Source organism: Mesorhizobium sp. AR02, from assembly GCF_024746835.1.
Classification (GTDB): Bacteria; Pseudomonadota; Alphaproteobacteria; order Rhizobiales; family Rhizobiaceae; genus Mesorhizobium.
Genome location: NZ_CP080531.1, coordinates 3,479,490 through 3,494,637 on the forward strand (window position 1 = coordinate 3,479,490; position 15,148 = coordinate 3,494,637).

At 62.5% G+C, this 15,148-nt stretch carries 12 protein-coding genes; 7 read left to right on the forward strand and 5 right to left on the reverse strand.

The annotated features are described in order from the left end of the window. Nucleotides 1-28: 28 nt before the first annotated feature. Nucleotides 29-196 carry a hypothetical protein gene (locus tag DBIPINDM_RS21040; RefSeq protein WP_258589009.1) on the reverse strand — a complete coding sequence of 56 codons (168 nt, stop codon included), beginning with the start codon at nucleotides 194-196 and terminating at the stop codon, nucleotides 29-31. 41 nt (nucleotides 197-237) lie between these two features. Here DBIPINDM_RS21040 and DBIPINDM_RS21045 point away from each other — a divergent pair, with 41 nt between their 5' ends. Continuing rightward, a complete protein-coding gene (locus DBIPINDM_RS21045; protein ID WP_258589010.1) occupies nucleotides 238-705 on the forward strand; it encodes a hypothetical protein in 468 nt (155 codons plus the stop codon). Nucleotides 706-927: 222 nt separating this feature from the next. Further along, the gene (locus tag DBIPINDM_RS21050; RefSeq protein WP_258589011.1) at nucleotides 928-1,383 is read left to right on the forward strand and encodes a L,D-transpeptidase; all 456 of its coding nucleotides are present in this window, start codon (nucleotides 928-930) and stop codon (nucleotides 1,381-1,383) included. A 213-nt stretch (nucleotides 1,384-1,596) separates the two neighbouring features. On the opposite strand, the gene DBIPINDM_RS21055 is transcribed toward DBIPINDM_RS21050, so the two are convergent. The 3 genes from DBIPINDM_RS21055 to DBIPINDM_RS21065 form a co-directional block, all read right to left on the reverse strand. Next, nucleotides 1,597-2,964, reverse strand: a complete 1,368-nt coding sequence (locus DBIPINDM_RS21055) for an IS1182 family transposase (RefSeq protein WP_258581702.1) — start codon at nucleotides 2,962-2,964, stop codon at nucleotides 1,597-1,599. A 99-nt stretch (nucleotides 2,965-3,063) separates the two neighbouring features. Beyond that, entirely contained in the window at nucleotides 3,064-6,198 is a 3,135-nt protein-coding gene (locus tag DBIPINDM_RS21060; protein ID WP_258589012.1) for an efflux RND transporter permease subunit, read from the reverse strand. Further along, complete coding sequence (locus tag DBIPINDM_RS21065) at nucleotides 6,195-7,577, reverse strand: efflux RND transporter periplasmic adaptor subunit (RefSeq protein ID WP_258589013.1); 1,383 nt, start codon at nucleotides 7,575-7,577, stop codon at nucleotides 6,195-6,197. The genes DBIPINDM_RS21060 and DBIPINDM_RS21065 overlap by 4 nt, the downstream gene beginning before the upstream one ends. A gap of 145 nt (nucleotides 7,578-7,722) precedes the next feature. Here DBIPINDM_RS21065 and DBIPINDM_RS21070 point away from each other — a divergent pair, with 145 nt between their 5' ends. Next, nucleotides 7,723-8,256 carry a TetR/AcrR family transcriptional regulator gene (locus DBIPINDM_RS21070; protein WP_258589014.1) on the forward strand — a complete coding sequence of 178 codons (534 nt, stop codon included), beginning with the start codon at nucleotides 7,723-7,725 and terminating at the stop codon, nucleotides 8,254-8,256. 33 nt (nucleotides 8,257-8,289) lie between these two features. On the opposite strand, the gene DBIPINDM_RS21075 is transcribed toward DBIPINDM_RS21070, so the two are convergent. Then, a complete protein-coding gene (locus DBIPINDM_RS21075) occupies nucleotides 8,290-8,730 on the reverse strand; it encodes an Lrp/AsnC family transcriptional regulator (protein ID WP_258589015.1) in 441 nt (146 codons plus the stop codon). A 131-nt stretch (nucleotides 8,731-8,861) separates the two neighbouring features. Between DBIPINDM_RS21075 and DBIPINDM_RS21080 the strand changes: the two genes are divergently transcribed. The 4 genes from DBIPINDM_RS21080 (at nucleotide 8,862) to DBIPINDM_RS21095 (ending at nucleotide 15,110) form a co-directional block, all read left to right on the forward strand. Continuing rightward, nucleotides 8,862-11,918: an aminotransferase class III-fold pyridoxal phosphate-dependent enzyme gene (locus DBIPINDM_RS21080; protein ID WP_258589016.1), complete on the forward strand. Its 3,057-nt coding sequence runs from the start codon at nucleotides 8,862-8,864 to the stop codon at nucleotides 11,916-11,918. 121 nt (nucleotides 11,919-12,039) lie between these two features. Beyond that, nucleotides 12,040-13,053, forward strand: a complete 1,014-nt coding sequence (locus DBIPINDM_RS21085; RefSeq protein WP_258589017.1) for an amino acid ABC transporter substrate-binding protein — start codon at nucleotides 12,040-12,042, stop codon at nucleotides 13,051-13,053. Between the two features lie 218 nt (nucleotides 13,054-13,271). After that, a complete protein-coding gene (locus DBIPINDM_RS21090; protein ID WP_258589018.1) occupies nucleotides 13,272-14,342 on the forward strand; it encodes a LacI family DNA-binding transcriptional regulator in 1,071 nt (356 codons plus the stop codon). A gap of 21 nt (nucleotides 14,343-14,363) precedes the next feature. Beyond that, entirely contained in the window at nucleotides 14,364-15,110 is a 747-nt protein-coding gene (locus DBIPINDM_RS21095; RefSeq protein ID WP_258589019.1) for a transporter substrate-binding domain-containing protein, read from the forward strand. The last annotated feature ends 38 nt before the right edge of the window (nucleotides 15,111-15,148 follow it).

Below are 15,148 nucleotides of genomic sequence, written 5' to 3' on the forward strand. Positions count from 1 at the left end.
TGTTCCAACTCACCGACGCTCCCGAAACTCAGCGTACCACCAGCAGCGACGGACCCGATGGCATGTCATTGGCCATGGCGATTTCGTTCGCGTGGGTGCGGTCCTTGAGGAGAACAGTGGCAAGCGCGGCAAAGCCGAGCAGGCCCTGCGCATAAAGCAGTGCGGAAAGCACCGAGGCCGCGAATTTCGTTTTCATCGTTCCAACTCCCCAGAAATGCCAATTCTTCAGAAATGAGTGTGTCGCGGGTCGCTTCAGGAAACTCCCGAAGTGCCCGCGCCGCCCACGGAGCCCCCCGTCGCGGCGCGGGCCTTCGGTCCTCTCGGCAGCAAGTTGCCGGAGGGGCCGCGCAATGCCAGCAACCGAAGGCCAACCCGCCAGAGGGCCTTGAGCCGGGTGATGCGCAGGCTGGAAACAATCCAGACCGTGGCGGAAAACAGGGCGACGTGCAGGTAGGGATCTCGCTCGAACTCATCGTCGCCAGCCTTGCCGCCGGGCCGCCGGCAACCGTGCCGACACCGCCGATGACTGCTGCCGCGATGCTGATCCTGAAGAGTCAGGACCGCGTTTTCGTTTTCGTTCCCATGGTCGTTGCCGTCTGCTTTCGTTGCGTCAACTTTGCTTCCGGCCCGTATCCGGATCATGCCGCCAGAAGCAGCGTTTTGTTGCAGATTGGTTTCGAGATCGAGCTCTGCTCTTTCATATAAGAGGTATTCGAACTTTCGTTTCGCGGGAAATACCTATGTGCTGCATCTCATTCCCGTTTTGCGTGTGTGACCGTTGTCGCCATGACCGCCTGCTCGTTAACCAGAGGAAACATATTCGAAACAGAAACGAGCATTTCGCGAAATCTGTCCGAAACATGCCGCAGCGATAAGCCGCGCATCGAATGGAGCCGGCCGGACCGGCAGAGAGAGAGAGGGGACATCATGCACACCACCATTTCCGCAAAGCTCATCAACATCACCGCCGCCGCGCTCACGGGTGCAGCGCTTCTGTTCGGCGCCAACGCAGCGCACGCCGCCAACAAGATCGTGGCGCGGGTCTCGCTTTCACAGCAGATCATGGAAGTTTCGGTCGATGGCCGGCCGACCTTCGCCTGGAAGGTTTCCACCGGAGACAGGGCGCATGTGACGCCGACGGGCTCGTTCAAGCCGACGCGCATGCATGAGATGTGGTATTCGAAGAAATATGACAACGCGCCGATGCCGCACTCGGTGTTCTTCAGCGGCGGCTACGCGGTGCACGCCACCTATGCCATCAAGCGCCTCGGCCAGCCGGCCTCGCATGGCTGCGTGCGGCTGCATCCCGACAATGCCGCCGATTTCTACCAGCTTGTCGAGACCTTCGGGCCCGACAACACCAGCATCGTCATCGTCAAGTAGCAGGCTGAGGAACGGGTCGGCACACCGCCGCACCCTGTCTAAGCTCCCTCCGGGAATGCCCGGCGGTCATCGAGCGCAGTCAAAAAAGAGGCCGGAAATTTTCCGGCCTCTCAGACCGCTGACAAACCCCGTCGATTTTCGGCGGGGTTTTTCTTATGGGGTTGGTGGGTCAGGATTTTCGGCCGTCAGCAGCGTTTGTCAGGGTTGCCTGCCTCATGCGAGGCGGGGTTTTGGCCTTGGGCTGAGGGCCAGGGCGATCTTCTTCATGTTCTGGGCTGCGGCGGCGATCAGACACTGGCAGGCTACCCTGGTGAGACTTCGGAACCGGGCATAGCGGTGGCCGTGCAGTTGCTTGGCGTCGGCGAAGGAGCGCTCGACAGTTTCCTTGCGGCGGCGGTAGACGGCCTTGCCCCACGCCGTCAGCCGGTTGGCGTCGGTGCGTTCCTTGGCATCGGCCCAGACGTGGCGGATGATGGTGCGCTGGGCCTTGGCATTGGTGGTGCAGGAAGCGAGCAGTGGACAGTCGCGGCAGATAGCGGGGGCGCTCTTGTAATGGCGGTAGCCATTGCGGTCGGTGGTCGCGTAGGCCAACAACTGGCCCTGTGGGCAGCGATAGCCATCGGTCTCGGGCTCATGGGTGAAGGATGACGGTCCCATCATGCCAGGCTTGGGCGGTGTTGGGCGGCGATAGCCGGTGACGCCGCGTATTGCGCGATCCTCCAGCCCTTTGGCGATGCCGGCCGTGGCATAGCCGGCGTCCAGCCCGACAGCGCCGACATCAAAGCCGAAGCGCTCCACCTGGCGGTCGAGCCGCGACAGGTAGACCGTAGAATCGTGGACGATCGCTGTCGTGTGCGTGTCGGTGATGATGGCGTGGGCCGCATCCACCGTGCGGTGGTCGAGATAGAAGAAGCCCTTCGGTTTGCCCTCGCGCACCATGTAGCCGCTGTCGGGATCGGTGCGCGATACCTTCGTCTCCTTCACCGCGGGCTGGCGTTGCTTCTCCTTCAGCGGCTTCTGGCCGTGCAGCCCTCGTTCGGCGTCGATCGCACGATCGAGGTCGGCCCAATAGTCGGCCCGCGACTTGGCGATCATGGCAAGATCGTATTTGCCCTTGTTGGCGTTGGCCTTCAGATGGGTGGAGTCGGTGTAAAGCACCGTGCCATCGACAAGGCCCGCTCGGATCGCCTGCTCGACGATACGGTCGAAGATCGCCTGCGACACGCTGGTGTCGTCGTAGCGTCGACGCCGGTTCTGCGACAGCGTCGAGGCGTCGAACACCTTGTCCGTCAGTTTCAGCCGCAAAAACCAACGATAGGCGACATTGACCTCGATCTCGCGCACCAACTGCCGTTCCGAGCGAACTCCAAACAGGTAGCCGATGAACAGCGCCTTGAACATCAAGGTCGGATCGAGCGGCGGCCGGCCATTGTCCGGGCAATAGAGTGGCGCCGTCAGATCGTGGATGAAGGAGAAATCGATCACACGGTCGATCTTGCGCAACAGGTGATCAGCCGGAACCAGCTGATCCAGCGTTACCATCTCAAGCGCGGTCTGTTCAGGGGCGGGTCGCTTCAACATGACCCAGTGAATCAAAAACCCCCGGCAAATGCCAGGGGTTTGTCAGCAGTCTGAGAGGCCGGAAATTTTCCGGCCTCTTTTCTTGTTCTTCGGCTTCTATCAGTCCTGCAGCGCCGGCATCAGCTTCGGATCCGGCTTTTCCGCCAGATGCGGCAGGTCCTTGCTGGCGATGAAGGTGTAGAACATGGGCACGACGAAGAGCGTGAACATGGTGCCAACCAAGATGCCGCTGAAGATCACGATGCCCATCGAATACCGGGCCGCGGCACCCGCGCCGCTGGAAACGATCAGCGGCACCACGCCAAGCGCCATCGCAGCCGTCGTCATCAGGATCGGCCGCAGCCGCACCTTGGCCGAGGCGATGATGGCGTCGCGCCGCCGCATGCCGTGGGCCTCGCGCTGTTGGTTGGCGAACTCGACCAGCAGGATGCCGTGCTTGGTGATCAGGCCGATCAGTGTAATCAGGCCGACCTGCGTGTAGATGTTGAGCGTCGCCGGTGGGATGCTGAAGTGTGATCCCATGATCATGAAAATCATATTGAGATTCGGGATCATGTTGAGCGGCAACATCGCGCCGAAGATCGACAGCGGCACCGCCATCATGATGATCAGCGGGTCGCGGAAGCTTTCGAACTGCGCCGCCAGCACCAGATAAATGACGATAACGGCCGCCGCGAAAGCGATCAGAATCGTGTTGCCCTGCTCCTTCTCCTGCCGGGACTGGCCGGAGTAGTCGATGAAGAAGGTGTCGGGCAGGTTTTCCCTGGCGATGTCCTCCAGCGCTTTCAGCCCGTCGCCTGTGGTGACGCCAGGCAGCGGCAGCGCGGAAATCGTCGCCGAATTCAGCTGGTTGAACTGTTCGATGGCGGCCGGCGACGCATTGGTCGAAATCTTCACCACCGCCGATAGCGGCACCATCTCGCCGGTTACGCTGCGCACGAAATACTCGCCGAGCTTTTCGGGGTTGTCGCGGAACTCCTGCGGCACCTGCGGAATGATGTCGTAGCTGTTGGAGTCGCGGTCGAATTGCGCCACTTCAGCGCCGCCGACAAGCAAGGTCAGCGTTCGGCCGATATCGGCGATCGGCAGGTTCAGCGCGGCGGCGCGGTCACGGTCGATGGTCACTGTCACCTGCGGTGCATCATAGGCCATCGAATTCTGCACGACGATGAAGCGGCCGGAGGCCTGCGCCTTGTTCTTGATCTGCTCGGCCACCTCGTACACTTCCGAGGAATCGCCGGTCGAGCGCACCACCATGGAGATGGGCAGGCCGCCGCCGGAGCCCGGCAGCGTCGGCGGTGCAAAGACGAAGGCCTGGACACCCGCCACCTTAGCGATACGAGCCGTGATGTCGGCCTGCAGCTCTTTCGAATTGCGCTTGCGCTCCGCCCAATCCTTGAAGGCAAAGCCGACGAAGGCGCTGTTTGTCGTGCCACCGAAGGCGACGGCGGAGAACTGCGCCCGTGTTTCCGGAATGTCCTTCACCAGTCCCAGAATCTGGTTGACATAGGTCTCGGTGTAATCGGATGTCGCATAGCGTGGCCCCGTCACAATCGACAGCAGGAAGCCCTGATCCTCTTCCGGCGCCAGCTCGCTCGAGGTCTTGGTGAACATGAAGCCGGTCACGCCGACGAGTGCGAGCACGATGATCAACGTCAAAGGACGATAATTCAGCGAACCGGTGACGGCCCGCTCATAGACGTGTTCGACCCGCGCGAAAATGCCGTCGACAATGCGCTGGAAACGGCCTGGTGTGCCCGCCTTCAAGAGGCGCGCGGACATCATCGGGGTGATGGTGACGGCGATGACGCCCGACAGCACCACCGAGCCGGCGAGCGTGACCGCGAATTCGCGGAACAGCGCGCCGGTCAGGCCGCCGGTGAAGGCCAACGGCGCGAACACGGCGGCCAGTGTCATCGTCATGGCGACAATGGCCGAGGCGATTTCGCGCATGCCGCTGAAAGCCGCCTGCATTGGCGACATGTGGTCTTCTTCCATGTGGCGGTGGATGTTTTCCACCACCACGATGGCGTCGTCGACAACAAGGCCGATCGCCAGCACCATGGCCAGAAGGGACAGAAGGTTGATCGAATAGCCGACCGCAAACAGAAGAAAGCAGACGCCGATCAGCGACAGCGGGATGGTGATGATCGGCATCATCACCGAACGGAACGAGCCAAGGAATAGAAGAATGACTACGACGACGATGGCAACCGCCTCGGCAATGGTCTTGAACACTTCGTAGATCGAGGCGCTGATCTGGCCGGTTGCGTCGTAGACGACCTCGATCGTCATGCCTTTCGGCAATGTCTCCTGGATCTGCGGCACGAGCTTGGTGAGTGCCGCAGCCGTAGTCAGCGGATTGGCCGCGGGGGTCGGGAAGATGGCGAGGAAGGTGCCGGGCTTGCCGTTGAAGGATACCCTGGTGTCGGTGTTCGCGGCGGCGAGTTCGACCCGAGCCACGTCGCGGAGCCGCACGACATTGCCGTCGGTCGAGCGCAGCGGCAGCGCGGCGAAGGCTTCGGGCGTCTGCAGCGTCGAGCGCACGGTGATCGACGAGACGACATATTCGTTCTGGGTGTTGCCGGGCGCTGACAGGAAGTTGGAGTTGTTGATCGCCGCCAGCGCTTCGGCTGCCGTCACACCGCGCGCGGCAAGCCTGACCGGATCGATCCAGACGCGCATCGAGTATTGCTGAGCGCCGAAGATCTGCACGTCGGCGACACCTTCGACCGTCGACATACGCGGCCGGATGACGCGCTCGATATACTCCGTCAGCTGCTCCTTCGTCATGTTCGGATTCTGCATCGAGATGTACATCATCGCGAACTGCTGGCCGGTGCCCTTGACGATGACAGGGTCTTTGGAGGCGTCCGGCAAGGTGCCGCGCACGCCCTGGACCTTGGACAGCACTTCGGTCAGCGCCACGTCGGGGTTGGAGCCGAGCTTCATCTGCACCGTCACGGTGCTGGAGGACGGGCGACTGGACGAGGTGACGTAGTCGATGTTCTCGGTCGAGGCGACGGCGCGCGCGATCGGGGCGGAAATGAAGCCCTGAATCAGATCGGCGCTGGCGCCTGGATAGGCCGTCGTGATGGTGATCGCGGTCTCGTCAACCTTTGGATACTGCCGGATCGACAGGTTGAAGATGCCCTGGAAACCCAGAAGCAGGATCAAGCAGGCAAGGACCGTCGACAGGACGGGCCGGCGAATGAAGAGATCGGAAAAGCTCATTGCTGGTCGGCCTGCTTGTTCGCCGATTTGGTCGGGTCGATAGTGTTGTCGACATTGACGGACATGCCGTTGAACAGGCGGTTCTGACCGGCGGTGACGACTTCGTCGCCAGCCTTCAGCCCTTCGACGATCTCGACCATGCCTTGATTGCGGCGGCCGGGCTTGACGAAGACCTGCGACAGCACCAGCGCGGGCTTGTCGCCTTCCGCCGCCGGCTTGGCCGGGTCGGCCGCTGGCTTGGTGGCATCAGAAGCGGCCTTGTCCGCTGGCTTGGCAGCATCGGCGGCAGGCTTCGTGGCATCAGCCGCCGGCTTCATGGCGTCGGCTGCCGGTTTCATCGCATCCGCAGGCTTGGCATCCGCGGGCTTGGCGTCCGCCGGTTTGTCGCTTGCGGTGGCCGCGGGCTTTTCCTCCGGCTTGGCAGGCTGCGCCGGGGCCGCCTCGGCGGGCTTTGCCGGCTGCACCACGAAGATGTAGTCGCCATAAAGGCTGGAGGTCAGCGCCGTCTGTGGCAGCGTCAGCACGTTCTGCTGTTCGGGCAGTTCGACACGCACCTGCACGAACTGCCCAGGAGTCAGCTTGCCGTCGGGATTGGCGACTTCGGCCCTGATGTTGACCAGCCGGCTGGAGGAGTCGATTTTCGGGTCGATGCCGCGAATGGCGCCGGCAAACGGCTTGTCCTCACCGCCGAAGCCCAACCGAACCGTCTGGCCGATCTTGAGCAGTGGGAGTTGCTGTTCGGGGACCGAGAAATCGACGCGCATCGTGTCGAGGTCCTGCAACGTCACCACGGCAGTGCCGGGCGCCATATACTGGCCGATATCGATCTTTGGAATGCCGACCGTGCCACCGAAAGGCGCCGTCAGCTGCTTCTGGTCGAGCACGGCCTGCAGCTTGGTGACCTGGGATGCCGAGGCCGAGGCCGCCGCCCGCGCCGTGTCGAGCGTCGAGTCGGACCCCACGCCACGCTTGGTCAGTTCGATGGCGCGAGCCAGCGATGTCTGATCGAGCGCGGCCTGCGCCTGCTGTGCGTCGAGATCGGCGCGCTCGACAGCGTCATCGAGCTGCAGCAGAACCGCATTGGCCGCCACTTTCTCGTTGGCATGGAAAAGGATGTCCTTGACGATGCCGGTGGTCTCGACCGTCAGGTCGACACCGCGTACCGCCTTGACCGTACCGATCGCCTCGACGCCCGGCGTCCAGCTCGACGGCTTGGCGATGGTTGTCGACACGGTCGCTGCCGGCGGCTTCATGGTGGCGAAAAACTGCTTGGTGCCGTATTCGCGCATGACGTTAGTGCCGACAATGATGCCGACAACAACAACGAGAACGACCAGGACCAGAATGATGAGAAAGATACGAAGTATGCGCTTGAACAAGGAAGTCCCCTCAGTCGAAATCCGGCGCGAAGCACGGACATCGGGACACATATCGACTGCGGGTCCCGATTTCAAATAGTGGCGGTCTTACTGTACCGTCTGGACGGTCTTGTCAATTGGGCCTAAGCATGCGAAGGGAGGCGCCATGAGAGCCCAACGACCGAATTCGCGCGAGAAAATCCTCGCCGCAGCGGCTGATGTCGCTCGGGAATCCGGGCCCGGCAGCCTGTCGCTGGATGCCGTCGCCAGTCGTGCCGGCGTGTCGAAGGGCGGGCTGCTCTATAACTTCCCGACCAAAGCCAAATTGATGCAGGGGCTGGTCGAGGGCTATCTGCGCGATTTTGAGCAGGCGCTGGAATCCGCCAGCATCGGCGACGACGGCAAAAATCCACTTGCCGTCTATATCAGGCTGTCGGCCAATGATTGCGAGGAAAAGCAGCCCTCGGCCTCCTGGATCTTTTCGGCGATCGCCGAGGATCCCGATTTCATGACGCCGATAAAGACATTCAAGCGGCAGCTTTTCGAACGGCTGAAGGGCGAGACGAAGGATCTCAAGTCGCTGCTGGTCTGCTATCTCGCCATCGAGGGGCTGCGCAGCATGAACCTCTTCGATTCCGATGTGCTGTCGAAAGACGAACGCGAGCTGCTGGTGTCGTCCCTGCTGGAGATCGCCAAATAGGCGGCGCCAAAGAATGACCTCTATTATGGGCATTCAACCCGCGGCGCGTTCAATATCCCGGCGCAGGACAATCGCGGTTGTCAGGTCCTCGACGCCGCCGAGCGTGGCAATGAGGTCGCGCACCGTATTGAGCCTGTCGATCGACGGCACCTCGACCTCGACGATGAGATCGAGCTGGCCGCTCACCGACGACACGCGCCGGACCTCAGGATAGCGCGCCAGCTGGTCGAGAATGCCGATTGATGGCGTACGGATCAGGGTGACCAGCAGGAAAGCGCAGACAAGCCCGGCGTCCATCTGACCGATATCGGCCCGGTAACCTCTGATGACACCACTCTTTTCCAGCGAAGCCACCCGCTCGCTCGTCGCGCTGCGCGACAGGCCGATGCGCCCGGCAAGCGTCTTCAGCGGGATGCGGGCCTCCTTCGACAGAATGGCGAGAATGTCCCGGTCCTTGGCGTCCAGTTCTTTCATGACGTCACGCTCCAAGCGGTTCCGTTAATGTGCCGGTCAATGCAGTCATTGTGTCGGTGCAACCGACGCTTTGCCGGATGCCCGATTTTTTGGCCCATGCCAAGCTTGGACAAAGCAAATCCGGAATCCCGATGACCAACGTTTCATACCCAGCGCCTCAAGTCTCGCAGAACGAGGCCGTCGATATCGCGATGCGGCACTTCGGCATTGCCGGCAGCGTCGCGCCGCTCGACAGCGAGCGCGACCGGAATTTCAAGCTGACTGCGCCGGACCATTCGCTGTGGATCCTGAAAATCGTCAACGCCAGCGAGCCGCTCGTCGAGAGCGAATTCCAGACGGCATTGTTCGATCACCTCGAGCGCAACAGCCAGGGTCTCGCCGTGCCGCGTTTGAGGAAGACGGTACAAGGCGCTTCGCTCGCCCATGCCAAGGGGCCTGGCGGGGAAGATCATGCTGTGCGCCTGGTATCATGGCTGCCCGGCCGACCGCTGGCCGAGAGCCAGACCACTCCAGCGCTGCTCGAAAGCCTGGGCGGCGCGCTCGGCCGGCTGGACCGCGCCCTGCAGGGGTTCATCCACCCCGGCGCTTTGCGGTCGTTCGACTGGGACATTCGCCAGGCGGGTGCTGCCCGGCAACGCCTTCACCATATCGACGACGATCAGGACCGCGCCTTGCTCGAACGGTTTCTCGATCATTTCGATGCCGTGGTGGCACCCCGGCTGCCGGTGTTGCGGGCGCAGGTCATCCACAACGACGCCAATGACTGGAATGTGCTCGTCGATCCCGACAGGCCCGAGCGTGTCGCAGGGCTGATCGATTTCGGTGATGCGCTACACAGCGTGCTGATCGCCGAGGTTGCCGTCGCCTGTGCCTATGCCATCCTCGATGCCGAGGATCCGATCGGCGCCGCCGCCCGTCTCGCCGCCGGCTTCGACGCCGAATATCCATTGCGGGAGGAAGAACTCGACCTGCTGTTCGACCTCATCGCGATGCGGCTCGTCACCTCTGTGACGCTGTCGGCAGCGCGCAGGGACCGTACCGCCGACAATCCCTATCTGTCGATCTCGGAGGCGCCGGCCTGGCGATTGCTGCACCGCCTGGGCAGAATGAACCGGCGCTTCGCGACGGCGATCCTGCGCCATGCCTGCGGCTTCGAGGCCGCTCCCGGTGCCCGCGCGGTGACAGGCTGGATCGCGGCAAACCGCACGCGGCTCGCGCCGATCCTCGACCGGCACCCGGCGACGCTTGCCAAGGCGCTGGTGCCCTATGGCGATCCGCACAATCCGATGACGGTGACATCGGCGGACCAGCAGCCCGACAAGGCCACAGCATGGTGGGATGCCTATTGCGCCGAGCATGGCATTGCGCTCGGCATCGGACCTTGGGGCGAGGCACGCACCGTCTATACCAGCGACATCTTCCAGTCGCGTTTCGTTGAAGGCGCGCGGCGCGCCAACCATCTCGGCTTCGATCTTTTCATGCCGGCGGGGACGCGGCTTTACACACCACTGGCCGCCACGGTCAGAAGCGTCGAGATCGAAGAGGATCCACTCGGCTATGGCTGCCTGGTGGTGCTGGAGCATGCGGCGCCGGGATGTCCACCCTTCGTCACCCTGTGGGGACATATGGCGCATGAGGCGGGACAGCGGCTGAAGGCTGGGGACCATCTGGAAGCGGGCACGCTTGTCGGCGAGATGGGCACACCAGCCGAAAATGGCGGCTGGGCACCGCATCTGCATTTCCAGATATCGACGGATATAAGCCTCGCCGCACGCGACATTCTTGGGGTCGGCGAGGAGCGTTATCTCGACGTGTGGAAGGAACTGTTTCCCGATGCCGCCGAACTCGCCGGCATTCCGCCGGAAACCTTCCGGCAGAGTGGCCGTTCGCGTCCGGAAATCGTTGCCGCACGCAAGGCGTCGCTGCTGCCCAATCTCTCCATTTCCTATTCCGAGCCGATCAAGTTCGTGCGTGGCGAAGGCGTCTGGCTGATCGACGATCGCGGCCGTGCCTATCTCGACTGCTTCAACAATGTCTGCCATCTCGGCCATGCCCACCCCGACGTGGTCGAGGCGATCGCCGGCCAGGCGGCAAAGCTCAACACCAACACGCGCTATCTGCACGACGCCATCGTCACCTATGCGGAGCGGCTGACAGCGACGCTGCCCGCCGGCCTGTCGGTGGCGTCGTTTGCCTGCTCGGGCAGCGAGGCCAACAGCCTGATGCTGCGCATGGCACGGACCCATACCGGCCGCAGCGAGGCGATCGTGCTCGACTGGGGTTATCACGGCACGACGCAGGAACTGATCGATCTCAGCCCCTACAAATACAAGCGCAAGGGCGGAAAGGGACGCCCGGCGCATGTGTTCGAGGCGATCATTCCCGACAGCTACCGTGCCCCGGACGATTGGCCGGTCGGCGAACATGCAAAACGTTTTGCCGAAAGCGTCGCCGAGCAGATCGCTGAGATGACCAGGCAAGGCCGTGCGCCCGGCCTGTTCCTGGCGGAATCGATCCCCAGCGTCGCCGGCCAGGTGTTCCTGCCGGAAGGCTATCTCGGCGAAGTCTACGCGATGGTGCGCGCCGCCGGCGGCATCTGCGTGGCCGACGAAGTGCAGGTCGGCTTCGGCCGCGTCGGCAGCCATTGGTGGGCGTTCGAGACCCAAGGGGTGACACCAGACATCGTCACCATGGGCAAGCCGATCGGTAATGGCCATCCGATGGCGGCCTTGGTGACGACATCGGAGATCGCCGCCTCGTTCAACAACGGCATGGAATATTTCAACACTTTTGGCGGCAATCCGGTGTCCTGCGCGGCCGGGCTTGCGGTACTCGACGTCATCGAGCGCGACGGGCTCAGGCACAATGCGCTGGAGATCGGAGATTATCTCGTGAGCCGGTTCAAGGCCTTGCAGGACCGCTACGGCATCATCGGCGATGTGCGCGGCCAGGGCCTCTTCCTCGGCATCGAACTGGTCGAGGACCGTAAAAGCAAGGCGCCGGCGACAGCACTTGCCCGCCGCATCAATGACGGGGTTCGGGCACGCGGCGTGCTGATCGGCACCGAGGGACCGCATGACAATGTCTTGAAGATGCGCCCACCGATGATCTTCAGCCGGGCCAATGCTGATCACCTGGTCGGGGTACTCGACGAGACGCTGGCGGCGGTTCTGGCGGAAGGGGCTTAGGACATATCTGCGCACCGCCCCGGCGGGGCGTGAGCAAAATTCGAGAACAACGATTTCGCGAACTTCCGGCGCGTCACGCGCCGGCGGCAGGAGAGGCTTTGCCTCAATAAGGGAGGAAACCATGAAGCAGGCAATCATAACCGCGCTCGCTCTCGCATCGGTCACACTGGCGATGCCGGCGAAAGCGGACACATTCGACATCGTCAAGCAGAGGGGCTCGATCATTTGCGGCGTCAGCCAGGGCGTGGCGGGTTTTTCGGCGCCCGACGACCAGGGCAAATGGAGCGGCTTCGACATCGATTTCTGCCGCGCGGTTTCGGCCGCCGTTTTCGGCGACCCCGACAAGGTGAGCTATGTGCCGCTGTCGACCAAGGAGCGCTTCACCGCGCTGCAGGCCGGTACCGTCGACATCCTGTCGCGGCAGTCGACCTGGACCTTGTCGCGCGACACCGGCATGGGCATCCACTTCGTCGGCGCCGCCTATTATGACGGCCAAGGTTTCATGGTGCACAAGAACCTCGGCGTCGACAGCGCGCTCAAGCTTTCAGGCGCCACGGTCTGCGCTGAACAAGGCACGACCACCGAACAGAACGTCGCCGACTATTTCACCGCCCACCAAATGAAATACGAGGCGGTCGTCATCGATTCCGCCGACAGCATCATCAAGGCGTTCGATAGCGGCCGCTGCGACGTCTACACCACGGACGCGTCGGCGCTCTATGCGCAGCGCCTGAAGCTGACCGATCCTGCCGCTTTCACGGTGCTACCCGAGATCATTTCGAAGGAACCGCTCGGTCCGGCCGTCCGCAAGGGCGACGACAAGTGGTTCGACATCGTGCGCTGGACGCTGTTCTCGCTGATCGAGGCGGAAGAGGAGGGCATCACGCAGGCCAATGCGGAGGCCTCGCTGAAGTCGCAGAATCCGACGATCCGCCGGTTCCTCGGCGTCGAGGGCGACAACGGCAAGCAGATCGGGCTCGACCCTGCCTTCGCCTACAATATCGTCGCCAAGGTCGGCAATTACGGCGAGATGTTCGAACGCAATCTCGGCCAGTCCAGCCAGCTGAAGATCGCACGCGGCATCAACGCGCTGTGGAACGCCGGCGGCCTGATGTACGCGCCACCGGCGCGCTGAGGCCTGAAAGCCGAACGCCTGTTGGTGCCGGCAGGAGGCGGTGTCTGGCTCCTTGGTCGACCCTGTCCATCTGACTGGCGGGGCGATGATGCGTGCATCATCGCCCCGCCGTCGTTTCAATCTTGCTCGGGAGAATGGCTATATAAACGTTTTTATTATTCTTGAAAACGTTTTTATGTGATGCTACGGATGCTTACCCCACGGGATAGCAACCATCCATGGCAGAGAACAAGAAATCTGAACGCCGAGAGCTTTCGCCGACGATCAAGACATTGGCGGCCCACACCGGGTTTTCGATCGCGACTGTCTCAAAGGCCTTGCACGGTTCGCCCGTGGTTGCGCAGCAGACCAGGGACGCCATCGTCGCCGCCGCGCGGCATCTGGGTTATCAGGCGAACACCCGAGGCATGGCGCTGAGGACCGGCAAGACCTATCGGGCGGCGGTGCTGATGCCGATAACGTCCGCGGCTGGCTATGAATGGGACGGCGTTGAATACACACAGATCCTGAGCGGCATAAGCCAGGCGCTGGAAAACAGCGACTATCAGCTGTCCGTGCACGGTTTCCGGGATTTCGGCGACGCCTTCGACGCCGCCCGCCGCATCGTCGATCAGAGCGCGGCCGACGGCCTGATCTTTTCCGGCGTGCGGGCCGACGATCCTCGTATCGACATGCTGGTCGAAAGTGATTTTCCATTCGTGTCGCTCGGCCGCTGTCGCAAGCCGCTCACCTATGCCCATGTCGATGTCGACAATGAATGGGCGGCCTTCACCGCCACGGCGCGGCTGATCGCGGGCGGACATCAGCGGATAGCACTGATCAACGCGGATCGCCGTCTTTCCTATGCCCTGGACAGGATCGACGGATTCTCGCGTGCTTTTGACGAGGCAGGGCTTGCCGCCTCTATGGACCTTGTGGCTGACGGCGATCTGTCGACCCGCTTCGGCCGTGACAGCGCGCTCAGGCTTCTTGGCCTGCCCAGTCCACCGACGGCTTTGGTGTGCATCAACGAATCCACCACGCTCGGCGTCCTGTCGGCGTTGGGCAGCCTTGAGCGGCGGGTCGGGGTGGATGTCGACGTCATCGCCTATGACGACATCAACGTCAGCGCCTACTTCACCCCGCCGATCACGACATTCTACCAGCCAATCGAACTCCTCGGCCGCAAGCTAGGCGAGTTTCTGCTGCGGCGCATGGCGGGCGAAGACCCGGCAAAGCTCGCCATGGTCTCGAGGCCCGAGCTCATCGGCCGGCAGCCGGACAATCTCGGCGGACGAAACCGTCGCTAATCATCAAATGGGAGGAAGAGCATGAAGAAGATCCTGATCGGACTTGCGCTGGCGCTGTTGACGGCCGGCGCTGCCGGCGCCGCCAACCTCGGCGGCAAGGTGCTGAAGGTGGGTTCCGACACCACCTCGCCGCCGATGGAGAGCGTCGACACGGCGACTGGCCAGATCGTCGGTTTCGACGTCGACGTGATCAAGGCGGTCTGCGGCAAGATCAACTGCAAGGCTGAATTCGTCACCACCGGCTGGGACGGCATTTTCGCTGCCCTCGACCAGGGCAGTTTCGACCTGGTCGCCTCCGGCGTCTCCATCACCGAGGAACGCAAGAAGGCGATGGATTTCTCGGACCCCTACATCATCAACAGCCAGGCAGTCCTCATGCGCGTGGAAGACGAGGGCCTGTCCCTCGATGACTTCAAGGCGAAAGGCAAGAAGCTCTCGGCGCAAGCCAACACCACCGACTCGCAGGTCGCCGAAGGCATTGTCGGCAGGGACAATGTGGTCGCGTATGACAGTTTCGCGGCCTCCATCATCGCGCTGAAGAACAAGGACGTGGACGGGGTTGTGATCAACGGCGCCAATGCCGCCGCGTATGAAAGGGAATTCGCGGGTGAACTGGTGGTGCCGATCAAGAATCTCCAGTCCGATCCGCTGGGGCTGGTCTTCCGCAAGGGTGACGAGAATGTCGCCGCCTTCAATGAGGGGCTGAAGGCGATCAAGGCCGACGGCAGCCTCGATGCGCTGATCGCCAAATACTGGGGCGCAAAATAGCTGCTTGAACGCTCCGGCGCCTGGCACCGGAGCGTTCG

Bases quoted from the DNA above. Each gene is read 5' to 3' on its own strand.
- DBIPINDM_RS21040 (WP_258589009.1), bottom strand. From the start codon at position 196: ATGAAAACGAAATTCGCGGCCTCGGTGCTTTCCGCACTGCTTTATGCG.
- DBIPINDM_RS21050 (WP_258589011.1), top strand. From the start codon at position 928: ATGCACACCACCATTTCCGCAAAGCTCATCAACATCACCGCCGCCGCG.
- DBIPINDM_RS21055 (WP_258581702.1), bottom strand. From the start codon at position 2,964: ATGTTGAAGCGACCCGCCCCTGAACAGACCGCGCTTGAGATGGTAACG.
- DBIPINDM_RS21060 (WP_258589012.1), bottom strand. From the start codon at position 6,198: ATGAGCTTTTCCGATCTCTTCATTCGCCGGCCCGTCCTGTCGACGGTC.
- DBIPINDM_RS21070 (WP_258589014.1), top strand. From the start codon at position 7,723: ATGAGAGCCCAACGACCGAATTCGCGCGAGAAAATCCTCGCCGCAGCG.
- DBIPINDM_RS21075 (WP_258589015.1), bottom strand. From the start codon at position 8,730: ATGAAAGAACTGGACGCCAAGGACCGGGACATTCTCGCCATTCTGTCG.
- DBIPINDM_RS21080 (WP_258589016.1), top strand. From the start codon at position 8,862: ATGACCAACGTTTCATACCCAGCGCCTCAAGTCTCGCAGAACGAGGCC.
- DBIPINDM_RS21085 (WP_258589017.1), top strand. From the start codon at position 12,040: ATGAAGCAGGCAATCATAACCGCGCTCGCTCTCGCATCGGTCACACTG.
- DBIPINDM_RS21090 (WP_258589018.1), top strand. From the start codon at position 13,272: ATGGCAGAGAACAAGAAATCTGAACGCCGAGAGCTTTCGCCGACGATC.
- DBIPINDM_RS21095 (WP_258589019.1), top strand. From the start codon at position 14,364: ATGAAGAAGATCCTGATCGGACTTGCGCTGGCGCTGTTGACGGCCGGC.